12 protein-coding genes are annotated in these 14,452 nt (G+C 63.2%); 4 read left to right on the top strand and 8 right to left on the bottom strand.

Going from position 1 to position 14,452, the window contains the following annotated elements; genetic code table 11:
* Window positions 1-34 precede the first annotated feature (34 nt).
* The 4 genes from AC3WVQ_RS12790 to AC3WVQ_RS12775 all read right to left on the bottom strand — a co-directional run bounded on the left by AC3WVQ_RS12790 (window position 35) and on the right by AC3WVQ_RS12775 (window position 5,474).
* Entirely contained in the window at window positions 35-769 is a 735-nt protein-coding gene (locus tag AC3WVQ_RS12790; protein WP_090298466.1) for a substrate-binding periplasmic protein, read from the bottom strand.
* Window positions 770-885: 116 nt separating this feature from the next.
* A complete protein-coding gene (locus AC3WVQ_RS12785; RefSeq protein ID WP_089045004.1) occupies window positions 886-3,270 on the bottom strand; it encodes a putative bifunctional diguanylate cyclase/phosphodiesterase in 2,385 nt (794 codons plus the stop codon).
* A gap of 259 nt (window positions 3,271-3,529) precedes the next feature.
* Window positions 3,530-4,138, bottom strand: coding sequence for a 50S ribosomal protein L25/general stress protein Ctc (locus AC3WVQ_RS12780; protein WP_034788765.1), 609 nt, complete (start codon window positions 4,136-4,138; stop codon window positions 3,530-3,532).
* 154 nt (window positions 4,139-4,292) lie between these two features.
* A complete protein-coding gene (locus tag AC3WVQ_RS12775) occupies window positions 4,293-5,474 on the bottom strand; it encodes a benzoate/H(+) symporter BenE family transporter (RefSeq protein WP_060606735.1) in 1,182 nt (393 codons plus the stop codon).
* A gap of 249 nt (window positions 5,475-5,723) precedes the next feature.
* On the opposite strand from AC3WVQ_RS12775, the gene AC3WVQ_RS12770 reads away from it, so the two are divergent.
* From AC3WVQ_RS12770 to AC3WVQ_RS12760, 3 genes are all read left to right on the top strand, one after another.
* Complete coding sequence (locus AC3WVQ_RS12770) at window positions 5,724-6,680, top strand: helix-turn-helix domain-containing protein (protein ID WP_060606738.1); 957 nt, start codon at window positions 5,724-5,726, stop codon at window positions 6,678-6,680.
* A 353-nt stretch (window positions 6,681-7,033) separates the two neighbouring features.
* On the top strand, window positions 7,034-8,542 hold the full coding sequence (gene adh, locus AC3WVQ_RS12765; RefSeq protein WP_492382791.1) for an aldehyde dehydrogenase: 1,509 nt from the start codon (window positions 7,034-7,036) through the stop codon (window positions 8,540-8,542).
* Between the two features lie 157 nt (window positions 8,543-8,699).
* On the top strand, window positions 8,700-9,098 hold the full coding sequence (locus AC3WVQ_RS12760; RefSeq protein WP_060581759.1) for a DUF779 domain-containing protein: 399 nt from the start codon (window positions 8,700-8,702) through the stop codon (window positions 9,096-9,098).
* Between the two features lie 9 nt (window positions 9,099-9,107).
* On the opposite strand, the gene AC3WVQ_RS12755 is transcribed toward AC3WVQ_RS12760, so the two are convergent.
* On the bottom strand, window positions 9,108-10,013 hold the full coding sequence (locus AC3WVQ_RS12755; protein WP_090298476.1) for a LysR family transcriptional regulator: 906 nt from the start codon (window positions 10,011-10,013) through the stop codon (window positions 9,108-9,110).
* 117 nt (window positions 10,014-10,130) lie between these two features.
* On the opposite strand from AC3WVQ_RS12755, the gene AC3WVQ_RS12750 reads away from it, so the two are divergent.
* Entirely contained in the window at window positions 10,131-11,159 is a 1,029-nt protein-coding gene (locus AC3WVQ_RS12750; protein WP_090298554.1) for an aldo/keto reductase, read from the top strand.
* A 72-nt stretch (window positions 11,160-11,231) separates the two neighbouring features.
* On the opposite strand, the gene AC3WVQ_RS12745 is transcribed toward AC3WVQ_RS12750, so the two are convergent.
* From AC3WVQ_RS12745 to AC3WVQ_RS12735, 3 genes are all read right to left on the bottom strand, one after another.
* Window positions 11,232-12,164 (bottom strand): ribose-phosphate pyrophosphokinase, encoded by a 933-nt coding sequence (locus tag AC3WVQ_RS12745; RefSeq protein ID WP_034788749.1) that lies wholly within the window; start codon window positions 12,162-12,164, stop codon window positions 11,232-11,234.
* Window positions 12,165-12,371: 207 nt separating this feature from the next.
* Window positions 12,372-13,211 carry a hypothetical protein gene (locus AC3WVQ_RS12740; RefSeq protein ID WP_060518713.1) on the bottom strand — a complete coding sequence of 280 codons (840 nt, stop codon included), beginning with the start codon at window positions 13,209-13,211 and terminating at the stop codon, window positions 12,372-12,374.
* A gap of 89 nt (window positions 13,212-13,300) precedes the next feature.
* On the bottom strand, window positions 13,301-14,452 hold the full coding sequence (locus AC3WVQ_RS12735; RefSeq protein ID WP_034788744.1) for a M24 family metallopeptidase: 1,152 nt from the start codon (window positions 14,450-14,452) through the stop codon (window positions 13,301-13,303).

Here is a 14,452-nt window from a genome sequence, read left to right as displayed (position 1 = left end):
ATCCAAAAACACCGCGCCCCCCGGAAGTCAACGCCTATTTCTCCGCCTGCAGGCTGGCATTGGGCTTGAGCCCATATTGCTTGAAGATCACATCCTGGGTGCCGTTGCCGATCAGCCGGTCGAGTTCGTATTGCATGGCGGCGACGATATCGCGGGGAAAGTCGCGATGGCAGGCGATGCCGTAAAGCTTGCCTTCCAGCACGAGCGCCGCCTCTATCGGTTTGCCTTCGCTGCGCATGCTTTCGAAGGTCTTCTCGGACGTCATCAAAAGATCGACCCGGCCGGCGAGCAGCTTTTTCAGGCTGGAGTCGAGATTGGCCGCATAGTCGATCTTGGGGAAGCGGTGCTCCTTGAGATAGGACGCCGAAAAATCCTCGCGCTGCGTGCCCACGGTATATTGGTGCGCGTCCTCCAGCGATGCCGGCGCGATGGCGGATCCGGCCTGCCGGACCATGACCATGTGGTCGATCAGCAGCGGCTCGACCCACTGGAAGTTTCGGTCGCGCTCGGCGTCGTGGCCGGTGGTGAAAACACAATAGGCGGGATCGGTCTCGGCCAGCATGAAAGCCCGCGCCCAGGGTAGAACCTCGATCGTATAGGGCAGCTTCAGGCGCTCCATGATGAGCTTGACCTGGTCGACGGCCGCACCGCTCGGGCCGGCCCCGGTCGAAAAGTTGTAAGGCGGATACTCCTCGGTGACGAACTTGATCGTCTGAGCCTCGGCCGTCGTTGCAAGACCAAGGAATAATGCTGCGATCAGCGCCTTCACATCTTTTCCTCCTCTTCTGCGTCCGCCTTGCGACGGATCTTTCTTTCTATCCCCGGCCTGTGCTCGACCTTAGGCCCCAAAGCTCTCCCGCGCCCCAGGGAACCAGGTGGGTGAACTCATGCCCGCATGCTGGGTGCGGAAGCCGCTTTTGCCTCGGAGTCGCTTTCGAGCATGGCCAGCATCCGGTCGACCGGCATCGGACGGCTGAAGAGATAGCCCTGGCCGCAATCGACGCCGAGCTTGCGCAGCAGCTGCCACTGTTCCTTCGTCTCGATGCCTTCGGCAACGACGGTGCAGCCCATCTGGTGCGAGATCGTGCGGATGCCCTTGATCAGCATGCGGCTCTTGCGGCGGATATCGGCGGTGCCGGAGCTCAGCGACCGGGTGAAGGACTGATCGACCTTGACGATATCGACCGGGAAACGGTTGAGATAGCTCAGCGACGAATAGCCGGTGCCGAAATCGTCGAGCGCGATGCGGCAGCCGAATTCGTTGAGCTGCTTCAGCACCGAGTGAACTTCCGGATTGTCGAGCATCAGCACCGCTTCGGTGATCTCGACGACGATCCGGCTCGGCGAGATATGATGCTTCAGAAGCAGGGCCGCGAGCTTGTGCGGCAGCGTCAGTTCGAACTGCAGCGGTGAGAAGTTGACAGCGAGATAGGTGTTCTGGGTGCCGTCGAGCTCGGAGATCGCTGCCAGATGGCGGATTGCCTTTTCAAGGATCTGGTCGCCGATGCGGGCGATCATGCCGGTTTCTTCGGCGATGCCGATGATCTTGCCGGGCGCCATCAGGCCCTTTTCCGGGTGGTTGAGGCGCATCAGCGCCTCGAAGCCGGCGATCTGCCCATCGGCGAGGCTGACGATCGGTTGCAGCCAGGCTTCGAAGTGATCGTCCTTCAGGCCGGCTTCGATGCACTGCTCGATCTCGTGGCGCTCGCGCGAGGCGTCGAGCATGCCGGCGTCGAACACCTGCAGGCCATTCTTGCCGTCGTGCTTGCGCGCATACATCGCCATGTCCGCCTTCAGCAGCAGGTCGGAGGCGTTTTCGGCATGAGTCGGGTAGACGGCGATGCCGACGCTGGCGCTGACGAAAAGCTCGTTGCCGGCGATCGCCATCGGTTCGTGCAGCGCCGTGACGATGCGCTCGCCGATCTCGGCCGCAAGGTTCCCGGCGTTCGGATCGGAAAGCAGGATGGCGAATTCGTCGCCACCGAGCCGGGCCATGATGTCGCCGGGCGGCAGGGCGGCCTGTATGAGTTCGACCGTCTGGCGCAGCACTTCGTCGCCGGCGGCATGGCCGAAATTGTCGTTGATCCACTTGAAGCGGTCGAGGTCGATGAACAGGCAGCCGAGCTGCATGCCGCATTGATCGGCCTCGGTGATCGCCTCGTCGAGCGCGGCTTCGAAACCCTGGCGGTTCAACAGGCCGGTCAGGTGATCGGTGATCGCCTGGGTGTGGTTGCGGCTTTCCGCCTGCTTCAGCGCGGTCACGTCGGTCATGACCGAGAGCGACAGGCTGCTCTCGCCGGTCGCCTTCGTCTCCTGGATCAGCACGGTCATCGCTTCGCCATCCGCCTTGCGGAAGGGAACGGTCACTTCGCGGATGGCGTGATCGGCAACGGCGATCGTCTTGGCGTGGCTGCGATAGGTTTCGTGCCAGTGCGGATCGACGAAATCGATGAAGTCGCGCCCGACGACGTCGTCGCGGCTGTAGCCGGTCGCCAGCAGCCAATAGTCGCTGACGGCGAGCAGGCGCCCGTCGACATCCAGCGAAAACAGCATCGCCGGCGTCAGGTTGTAGATGTCGGTGACGCGCTCATGGGCGTTCTTCAGCTCGGTCTCTTCGCGCTCGAGGCGGTCCTGCATCTCGTTGAAGTTGGCGGCGAGTGCGCCCATTTCATCGTCGGAGGTCCAGTCGACGCGGTGGCGAGACCCGAGCCGGCGCGTAGCCTCGATCGCGGCGGTCAGGCGCATCAGCGGGCGCATCACCGTAAAGCGATTGCCGACGAGCGCAGCGGCAAAGACGATCGCGACCGCAAAAAGCAGGATGGCGAGAATCGCCAGTTCGTCCTTACTGAATTGCGACAGCAGACCCGGCGTCGGGACCCTGACTTCGATGCGTCCGACCTCTTTCATGCCATCGACCGACTGGTAGGAAATGGGCAGGATGAGGACCCGGTCCTTGGTGCTCGGCAACACGCCGCCCAGCGGCATCTGCGCGAGGATCGATCCGGATTGGTCGCGGATGGTGACGGAGAGGATGTCGGTGCCGTTTATCAGCGAACGGGCGATGTGCTTGATGGCGTCACTGTCAAAGTCCCAGATGGGCTTGCCGAGCGCCTCGGCGCTCGCGGCCATCAACAGTTCGATGTTGTGCAGGCGCTCGCGTGCAATGCGATCGCTGGAGATGCTGAGAAAGAGTGCAAGCAGCGGGGCAATGAAGACGAGCATCGCGCCGCAGACAATCGCAATAAACCGGTTCTCCACGGAGTGCATCATCGCATGCACGCCTCAGAAGCAGCTGCCACCCATCTCATATCAGGATTCTCTTCAGACAAGCCCATTTTCCCCGTCAGAAGAACATCATCAAAATCTTAAATGTTGCTGAAATCGCTTCATGATAATTCGTGGGGCGCGGCATCGATGCGGCCGAGTGACGGCGGGCAGCCGCCAATGCAAAAAGCCCGCCCCAAACGAATGGGACGGGCTTTCGATGAAGTGTGGCGGGACCGGCTTTCGCCGGTCGCCCAGAGGCCAATCAGGCTTCTGCTTCGCCTTCGGCTTCTTCCTTCACGCCACCGGCCGGAGCAACGATCGTTGCAATGGTGAAGTCGCGGTCGGTGATAACCGGGGTCGCGCCCTTCGGCAGCTTGATGTTGGAGATGTGAATGGCGTCGCCGACCTTGAGACCGGAGAGGTCAACGGTCAGGAATTCCGGAATGTCGTTAGCCGAAACGTTGAGTTCGACGTCGTGACGAACGATGTTGAGAACGCCGCCAGCCTTGAGGCCCGGGGACTTCTCTTCGTTTTCGAAGTGAACCGGAACTGCAACGGTAACCTGGCTGTCCTTGGAGACGCGCAGGAAGTCGACATGCATCGTGAAGTCACGGACCGGATCCAGCTGGTAGTCCTTCGGCAGGACGCGGATCTTTTCGCCGTTGACGTCGATGGTTGCAACGGTGGTCATGAAACCGCCGGCGTGGATCTTCATCGTCACTTCCTTGGTGGAGAGCGCGATGGAAAGGGGGGCCTGCTTGTCACCGTAGATGACAGCCGGGATAAGACCGTTGCGACGAAGTTCACGGGAGGACCCCTTACCAACCCGTTCGCGCGTCTCGGCCTTGAGCTCGTAGGATGCGTGGCTCATGGATAGACCTTTCTGTGTCTAATGCTGGAGAGTTCGACCGCCATGCGGAAGAACTGAAGCCGCAAGGACTTCATCCGCGTTGCCTCCAAGGGTGTCTACGCGGACGGGCGCTCCATAGACGAGATCCCCCGCAAATGCAAGCTTTGCCGCGGTTTCAGCTCTTTTTACCGGTGAAACGTGCGAGCGCCAGCATGGCACCGCCGGCAATCAGCCCCCAGAAGGCGCCAGAAACGCCGCCGAAGCTGACGCCGGACGCGGTCACGAGGAAGGTGATTGCGGCCGCCTCACGGGTCTTCGGGTCCGTAAAGGCGGCCATGGCGGAGCCGGCGAAGGCACCGACGAGGGCAAGGCCCGCCACAGCCTCGATCAGGATCGACGGCGCAAGGCTGACGAAGGTGGTGACGACGCCGGCAAGCAGGCCGAAGAGGATGTAGAAGGCACCGGCATTGATCGCCGACCAGTAGCGCCGGTTGCGATCCGGATGGGAATCGCCGCCGGCGCACATGGCGGCCGTGATTGCAGCCAGATTGACCGCATGGCCGCCGAAGGGGGCGCTCAACATCGAAAAGACGCCGGTCGTCGCAAACAGCGGTCCCGGCTCCGGGTGATAGTCGTTGACCTTCAGCACGGCGATGCCGGGAATGTTCTGCGAGGCCATGGTGACGATGAAGAGCGGCAGGGCGATGCTGATCATGGCCGCGACGTTGAACTGCGGCATCACGAATTCCACGGTCGGTACCAGCGCCGAGGAGAGGGCGGAAAAGGCGCCGGCCGGGATTTCGACGCCGAAGGTGATGACCAGCACGAAGGCGATCAGCGCGGCGGGCACTGCATAGAGCTTGTTGATGCTGCCGACGAGTGCCCAGGCGATGAGAATCGGCAGGCCGAAAAGCGGATTGAAGGCGATCGCCTTGACAGGGGCAAAGCAGAGGCTGAGCAGCACGCCGGCCAGCATCGCATTGGCGAGCGGCGCCGGGATGGAGGAGACCAGGCGGCCGAGCGGTTTCCAGAGGCCGGCGACGACGACGAGCAGGCCGCAGACGAGAAAGGCGCCGACAGCGGCATTAAAGCCACCTTCGACGATGCCCGCGCTCGCAAGCAAGGCGGCGCCCGGCGTCGACCAGGCAATGCTGACCGGCAGCCGCGTCACGGCGCTGATGACGATGGCGCAAAGGCCCATGGAGATCGACAGCGCCATCAGCCCGGAGGCTGCCTGCGCTTCGCTGGCGCCGACGCCGATGAGCCCGTGCAGCACGACGGCAAAGGAACTGGCGAAGCCGACGAAGGCGATCAGCAGGCCCATGAACAGGCTCTGGAGCGAAAAGTCACGAAGCATGGCGGCAACCGGCTGTTGTGAGGTTGAGTCGCGGCAATTTGATCCTTTCGCGTAGCACATTCGGGCGCTCTGTCGATATCGGCGGCGTGATCCACCGATCAAACTCGTTGACAGGCGCCGGCTCTCGAACCTTCGTCTGGCTGGACCTTCGCGGAAAACGACGGCTATAGTGGCCCCCGTGGATGCGGCCTGCTTGGGAGATCGGCCGTGTCGACATTTCGCCGGACGACGCTTTCAGGGAGGAAGCCGATGGCTGCCGTCAGGGAACATTCAGACTATGTCTACAAGGTTGCGCACCAGCCGTCGGCGGCTGCCAGTTCGCCGATCGCCGCGTCGTGGCGCCGGTGCATGACGCTGCATGGGCTGGCACCCGAGGAGGGGCGTCAGCCGCTCAGACTGTCCGGCGCGGAGTTCGAGCTTGCCCGGCAGAGGTCGGCCGAGCTGATCCTGGAAGCGGGCGGTGAACTCGACCGGCTGTTCGCCACCGTCGGCCGGGCCGGCTGCTGCCTGCTTTTGACTGACGACAAGGGCGTGGCGCTGGAACGCCGCGGCGCCGTCGGCGACGATGCCGATTTTCGCGATGTCGGGCTCTGGTCGGGTACGGTCTGGAGCGAGGCAAGCGTCGGCACCAACGGCATCGGCACCGCGATCGCCGACGAGCGCGCCGTCGTCATCCAGCGCGACCAGCATTTCCTCAGCAGCAATATCGGCCTCAGTTGCACCACGGCGCCGATCCGCGACCATCTCGGCCGGTTGGCCGCGGCCATCGATATCTCCACCTGCCGCTCGGACGCCTCCGAAATGACCATGTCGCTCTTGTCGCAGGCGGTGCGCGACGCGGCTGCGCGCATCGAGGCAGGCCTTTTCCGTCGCGCCTTTGCCAGCGCGCGCATCGTGCTGGTCCCGGTCGATCGCGCCGGGCCGGCGCTTCTCGCCGTCGACCGCGACGACCTCGTGCTAGGCGCAACGCGTGCAGCCCGGCAATGGCTCGATCTCGACGACAAACGCATTGCCGCCGGAGTTCCGGCCTCTGACCTTCTGCGGGAAGATACGTCGGGTGATGCCGGCGAGCTTCCCGATGCGGAGCGTGCTGCGCTTCGACGGGTGCTCTCGCGCGCCAACGGCAATGTCTCCATGGCGGCCGATCTGCTCGGCATCAGCCGCGCCACGCTTTACCGCAAGATGAAGCGGCTTCAGGTCAACTGACCGCACAACATTCTCGATCTGCTCCTCACCATAGCCCTCTCCCCGCATACGGGGAGAGGGGACGTGCCTTACGGCGGTCTTCGTGCTTGGGTGACTACGTTGATTGGGACGTGGGGGCTGCCGCTTGCCCCTTCTCCCCGCTCGCGGGGAGAAGGTCCCGGCAGGGGGATGAGGTGCAGCTTCCGATCGTGTCCGTTCCCGTTTGCTGCGTTGCAGCACAGTAGCTGGCGCCTGGCTGTCTCAATTCTGAAACAGATCGCGTCGCGGGCGATCACGCCTCACTATCGAAGACAACCGAACCGCTCCACGCTCCTCCTCACAGCTCCATTGCTGGGTCTCAGGGAGGAATGAGCATGCTGCATCAGAAGATCGTCGAAAGCCCGTTCAAACAGAAATACGGCAACTTCATCGGCGGGGAATGGCGCGAGCCGGTGGCCGGCCGCTACTTCGACAATACGACGCCGGTGACCGGCGGTGTGCTTTGCCAGGTGGCGCGCTCGGATGCCGCCGATATCGAGTTGGCGCTCGATGCTGCCCATGCCGTCCGCGAGAAATGGGGCCGCACCTCGGCCGCCGAGCGTTCCAACATCCTGATGAAGATCGCCGGCCGGATGGAGGACAATCTCGAACTGCTGGCACGGGCCGAGACCTTCGACAACGGCAAGCCGATCCGCGAGACCATGGCCGCCGACATTCCGCTGGCCATCGACCATTTCCGCTATTTCGCCGCCTGCATCCGTGCCCAGGAAGGTTCGATCGGCGAGATTGACCATGACACGGTCGCCTATCACTTCCACGAGCCGCTCGGCGTCGTCGGTCAGATCATCCCCTGGAACTTCCCGATCCTGATGGCCGCCTGGAAGCTGGCGCCGGCACTTGCGGCCGGCAACTGCGTCGTGCTGAAACCGGCGGAGCAGACACCGGCGTCGATCCTCGTCTGGGCGGAGCTGATCGGCGATCTCCTTCCGGCCGGCGTGCTCAACATCGTCAATGGTTTCGGTCTCGAAGCCGGCAAGCCGCTCGCCACCAGCCCGCGCATCGCCAAGATCGCCTTTACCGGCGAGACGACGACCGGGCGGCTGATCATGCAATATGCCAGCCAGAACCTTATTCCGGTGACGCTGGAGCTCGGCGGCAAGTCGCCGAACATCTTCTTCGCCGATGTGCTCGCCGAAGACGACGACTACTTCGACAAGGCGCTCGAAGGCTTTGCCATGTTCGCGCTGAACCAGGGTGAGGTTTGCACCTGCCCGAGCCGCGCACTGGTGCAGGAGAGCATCTATGACCGCTTCATCGAACGGGCGGTAAAACGCGTCGAGGCGATCCGCCAGGGCAATCCGCTCGACAGCGCCACGATGATCGGCGCGCAGGCGTCGAGCGAACAGCTCGAAAAGATCCTCTCCTACATCGATATCGGCAAACAGGAAGGCGCCGAGGTGCTGACCGGCGGCGGCCGCAATGTGCTCGAAGGCGAGCTGTCGGAAGGCTTCTACGTCAAGCCGACCGTTTTCCGCGGGCACAACAAGATGCGCGTGTTCCAGGAGGAGATCTTCGGGCCTGTCGTTTCGGTCACCACCTTCAAGACCGAGGCCGAAGCGCTGGAGATCGCCAACGACACGCTCTATGGCCTCGGAGCCGGTGTGTGGAGCCGCGATGCCAACCGCTGCTACCGCTTCGGCCGCGAGATCCAGGCCGGGCGTGTGTGGACCAATTGCTATCACGCCTATCCGGCGCATGCGGCCTTCGGCGGCTACAAGCAGTCCGGCATCGGCCGCGAGACGCACAAGATGATGCTCGATCACTACCAGCAGACCAAGAACATGCTGGTGAGCTACAGCTCCAAGGCGCTCGGCTTCTTCTGATTGGATCTGCCTTCCCCGCCGCCTGGGGAAGGCGACAGGAGCGGGAGGGAGGGTGTTCTCCTCCTTTACCTCTCGCTCGATCAACGGCTGAGGCGTGCTCTCCACCCGCGCCTCAGCCGGCTTTTTGCAGAATGCTCTCGAACAGTGAGGCTCGCGAATGTCCACTGAACTCATAGGATCCAGCGGAATCGGCGAACCCCGCGTGCTTGCAACCGATGCGGCGCTCGGCTTCATCGCCGAAATCCGGCGGGATCACCCCGATATCCTGTTTCACCAGTCCGGTGGCTGCTGCGACGGCTCGTCGCCCATGTGTTATCCGGCCGATGACTACATCGTCGGCGACAATGACGTGAAGCTCGGCGAGATCGGCGGCGTGCCTGTCTATATCAGCGCCAGCCAGTTCGAAGTGTGGAAACACACGCAACTGATCATCGACGTGGTGCCGGGCAGGGGCGGCATGTTTTCGCTCGACAACGGACGGGAGAGACGTTTCCTGACGCGCTCCCGGCTCTTTGGCGGCGGCGAGGCCTGTGCCGTGGTTTTCCGTGGACGGTGAGCTGCGGAACTATGTCCGCTCCCGCATGACTTTTGCCGCCAGGTCCAGAAAGGCCCGCAGTTTTGGCTGTGTCTGGGCCTTGGCGGGGAAATAGATGAACAGACCTGGCGACGTCGGCAGATAGGCTTCGAGCACCCGTTCGAGGCGGCCGCTCGCAACGGCGTCGCGCACCGAAAGATCCGGCAGATAGGCAAGCCCGGTGCCGGCCTCCGCCATCTCCATGAGCATCTGAAAATCATTGACGGTGAGGGCGCCCGGAGCATCGACCGAGACGTCGCGCCCCTCGCGCTCGAACTCCCAGCGGTAGATCGTGCCGGATCCCGGATAACGATAGCGGACGGCTTCGTGGCGCGTCACGTCCTCGGGTGTCGACGGCCGCCCGTGCTTGACAAAATAGGAGGGCGAACCGACCACGGCCCACGTGATGTCAGGCGTCAGCCGGACGGCAATCATGTCGCGCTCGACCGCTTCGCCGATGCGCATACCGGCATCGAAGCCATGTTCGGTGATGTCGACGGCCGCATCGTCGATGGAGACTTCGACGGAAACGTCTGGATAGGCCTGGCGAAACCGCGGCAGGAGGGGCGTCAGCACAAGTGGGATGGCCATGCGCGGCACGGTCAGCCGGAGATTGCCCATCGGCCGGTCGCGAAAATCGCCGAGCAACTCATAGGCGTCGGCGATCTCGGTGGCGGCGGGACGTACGCGCTTCAGGAAGGCGAGGCCCGCCTCGGTCAGAGCAACGCGCCGGGTGGTGCGCACGAAAAGCTGGAGGCCGAGGCGGGCTTCGAGCGCCCTGATCGTCTGGCTGACGGCATTGGGCGTGACGCCGAGCGCCGCCGCTGCTGCGGTGAAGCTCTTTGCTTCTGCCACCGCCAGAAACTCTCTCAGTCCGTTGAAAGGGTCGTTCGCCATCCGGCGATTATGAAGCAACTCTTCCAAGCCCATCAAGAAGGCGGTGGTTTTTCACCGCAATCCACTTCGGCATGATCTGTCCAACGGCAACCTGTCTTTCAGAGGATGGAGATCGACATGCAATATACGACGCTTGGAAATACCGGTCTGGTGGTTTCGCGCCTCGCCTTCGGGGCGATGACGTTTACTGCCGGCGACCGCAGCCTCGGCGCGGTCTACAAGACCGATGCCGAGGCTGCCGACGCCCTTGTCGGGCAGGCGCTCGATGCCGGCATCAATTTCTTCGACACCGCCGACGCCTATGCCTCCGGCCAGTCGGAGCGGATCCTGGGTGCGGCGCTCAAATCACGTCGCGACGAGGTGGTGATCGCCACCAAAGTCGGTTTCCGCACCGGCACGTCGCTCAACCAGGCCGGTCTGTCGCGCCGTCACATTCTCTGGTCGGTCGACCAGAGCCTGAAGCGGCTCGCAACCGACTGGATCGACGCCTATATCGTCCACAAGGAAGACCCGCATACGCCGCTTGAGGAAACGCTCGCAGCGCTCGACGCGGTCGTGCGCTCCGGCAAGGTACGCTATATCGGCTTTTCCAACTGGTCGGCCTGGAAGGTGGCAGCGGCCCTCGAAATCCAGAAGGCCAACGGACTGGCACCTTTCACCCATGGCCAGATGCACTATTCGCTGCTCGGCCGCGACGTCGAGCGTGACGTCATTCCGATGATGCAGCGCTATGGGCTGGGGCTGACGGTGTGGAGCCCACTCGCCTCGGGTTTCCTTTCGGGCAAGTACACCCGCGACAATCTCGGCGATCCGGACAACCGCTATTCCGGCTTCGACATCCTGCCCTTCGACAAGGAGCAGGGCTTCAAGCTGGTGGAGCGCATGCGCGGCATCGCCGGCGAACATCGGGCGAGTGTCGCCCAGGTGGCGATCGCCTGGCTGCTTTCGAAGAGGGCGGTGACCAGTGTGCTGCTCGGCGCTTCCAAGCCCCACCAGTTGAAGGACAATCTTGGCGCCGCCGATCTCGCTCTGACGGCGCCGGAGATCTCGGCGCTCGATGCCGAGACCGTGCCGGCGCCTGTCTATCCCAACTGGTTCATCGACAATCTCGTCGACCAGCCGCTGGCCCAGGCGTTCGGGGAGTAACCGCGTCCCGCAACGAAAAACGCCGGCGCGTATGGCGCCGGCGATTTGGAAATTCGGGCGTTCCGGACGACCTCAGTCGAAGAGGCTCGATACCGACTCTTCCTGGCTCGTGCGGCTGATGGCTTCGCCGAGCAGGCCCGCGGTCGAGATGACGCGGATGTTGTGGGCTGACTGGACGGCGGTCGTCGGCTGGATCGAGTCGGTGATGACCAGTTCCTTCAGCATCGACGAGGTAACGCGGGCAACCGCGCCGCCGGAGAGAACGCCGTGGGTGATGTAGGCGGTGACGCTGGTCGCGCCGTTCTTTAAAAGCGCCTCGGCCGCGTTGCAGAGCGTGCCGCCGGAATCGACGATGTCGTCGATCAGCAGGCAGTCCTTGCCCTTCACGTCGCCGATGACGTTCATGACTTCGGATTCACCCGGACGGTCGCGGCGCTTGTCGACGATCGCCAGCAGACAGTCGAGACGCTTGGCAAGCGCACGGGCGCGTACCACGCCGCCGACGTCCGGCGAAACGACCATGACGTTCTTCAGGTCGTAGTTTTCCTTGACGTCGCGCGCCAGGATCGGGATCGCATAGAGGTTGTCGGTCGGGATGTCGAAGAAGCCCTGGATCTGGCCGGCATGAAGATCGAGGGTCAGCACGCGGTCGGCGCCGGCTTCGGTGATCAGGTTGGAGACCAGCTTGGCTGAGATCGGCGTGCGCGGACCGGGTTTGCGGTCCTGGCGGGCATAGCCGAAATAGGGAAGCACGGCAGTGATGCGGCGAGCGGAGGAGCGGCGCACCGCGTCGATCATGATGAGCAGTTCCATCAGGTGATCGTTGGTGGGAAACGAGGTCGACTGGATGATGAAGACATCCTCGCCGCGTACGTTTTCGCCGATCTCGACGAAGATTTCCTGATCGGCGAAACGGCGTACCGTCGCTTTGCCGAGAGGCAGGTTGAGATAGTTGCAGATCGCTTCGGCCAGGAGCCGGTTCGAATTACCTGCGAAAACCTTCATTGACGGACCGCCTTGAGCTGGCGCGGTCACCGTCCGGTACTTTTCCGGCAGCGGTGTTTTCCGCGCAGATTCCGAGAGCCATTCCAATCGCGGTCATTCTTTGCGGATGGCCGCCGTTCAGAGCTGATCGGCCGCTTTTTAGCGAGACTGAACTTGAATGCAAGGGGAATGCTGCGCCGCGAAGGCCAATATCCTAAAAACTTTGTGTCAACCGGCTTGAGATTGCCGCCATTCGAGATAGGCGTCGATGGTTTTCGTCGCAATTCCCTGCATGGTTGTGTCCGGAACGCCACTCCACAAATCCGTGCCGCCGCCGGGAACCTGATCCTGTCCTTGGATGCGGTGCAGGCGGTTGCCGCTGCCGTCGAGCACGTCCCAAACATAAACGACCGTCGTCTTGTCGCCGTCCTTCAGCGCCGAGAAATAGCCTTTGAGGATATGCTCGCTGCTGGCGTCCGCCGAGCCCTTGATCGTCAGGCCGCGGGCGCGAGCGTCGGCACCGAGCTGTTTGGAAAGCGGTGTCACCGCCTGGACCGGTGCGCCGATGATCGGCAGGAAGCGGATCGTGCCGCTCGCGGCAGCACTTGCCTTCGGCAGGGCGGCGACGGTCGGCTGGCTCTGGATTTCTTCGGCCGCGGCCGCCGCCTGCTGAACGGGCGTGTGCTGTATTGGCGCCTGTTCCACCGGTGCCTGGCGGCTCTCGATCGTGTTCTGGACGGGCTCGGAACCGGCGGCAAGCCGGCTTGCCTGTCCCTCGAAGGTGCCGGCCGGATCGGTATAGGTCGCGTCGCCGGTGGCATAGGCCGTCGGTGTGTTCGACGGAGCCGGCTGAGGCGAATAGGCGGTGGTCTGGCTGACGGGTTCGCGCTGCACCGGCGCCATCGCCGTCTGCGTCGACATGGCGTCGAGGTCGGATTGCGTCACTGGCGGCGAGCGGAAGGTTCCCCCGCCGACGTCAACCTGTGGCGTCAGCATCTCGGTGCTGTTGCAGGCGGCGAGCGCAATGGCGAGGCCAAGAGCTACGATGGGCGTGGTGAGCTTTCGCATGTTCAAACCGTCCGTCCGTTTCTTCGCGGCAGTTTCCTGAAACGTCTCCTGTCGTCTGCCATTACGAACGCAAGTCTAGGCGGATTTCCCTAAGCAGAAATGAAGTCCAGGCCGTAACGCGACAGCGCGCGCGGCGTGTCTGTCGTGGTGAGGTAGGTCTGGCCAAGCGTCATGGCGGTGCCGCTGTCGGAATCCATAATGATCATGTGCACGAACAGCGACATGTTCGGCTCGATCTCCTGGGGATTGCCGAGGTGGAACATCTGCTGCTCCATCCAGGAGGGGGAGAAGCGGGCGCCGAGCGAATAGCCGCAGGCGTTCAGCCGGTGGCGGGCAAGGCCGCGTTCGTCCATGATCCTGGCGTGCACGTCGAAGACGGTGCCGAAGGTGTTGCCGGGGCGAAGCACCATCTCGATCGCCTGGATGGTTTCGCGGCAGGCGCTGTAGAGTTCGCGATGGCGATTGGTCGGCTCGCCGATGACGACGGTGCGCATCATCGCCGCATGATAGTGAGCACTGACGCCGGCCCATTCCAGCGTAAGCTGGTCCTGGCTGTCCAGCAGGCGCCGTCCGGACTTGTAGCGGCAGAGCAGCGCATCGGCGCCGGAGCCGATGATGAACTCGTTGGCCGGATAGTCGCCGCCGCCGGCAAGGATCGTTCCCTGCATCGCGGCCAGAATGTCGGCCTCGTTGCCGCCAGGACGAATGAGGGGCAGGGCGGCATCGAGCGCGTCGTCGGCAAGGCTTGCGGCCTTTTCGACATGGGCGATTTCCGCCTCGCTCTTGATCAGGCGCAGGCGGCCGACCAGATGCGAGGCGTCGATCAGCTCGCCAAAGGTCTGTAGCTGCCGGTCGATCAGCCGCGCGGCGCGGCCGGTCATGCCGTGGGTGTCGTATTCGATGCCGATGCGGCAGCCGAGCAGGTCGAGTTCGCTCAAGAGGTTCTTGAGATCCATGGTCGGGTCGGCATTGGCCCGGTCGACCCAGATCTCGATACGCTCGATGTTCGATGTATGACGGGCCTGGCGCAGGTCGGCCGAGCGCGTCAAAAGCACCATCGAGCCGTCCTTCTTGACGACCAGCGTCTGGAAGAAGCAGTAGCCGAAGGTGTCGTAGCCGGTCAGCCAGTACATGCTCTCCTGGGCGAAAAGCAGCACCGCGTCCAGCTTCTCCTCGCGCATCTTCTCCGTCAGCCGCTCGAGACGGCTTGCATATTCTTCCTGGGCAAAGTGAAGCGCCAT

Source organism: Ensifer sp. EB106-05-01-XG146, from assembly GCF_058791875.1.
The sequence above is the reverse complement of the archived record's forward strand: the minus strand, read 5'-3'. Positions and strand labels throughout refer to the sequence as shown.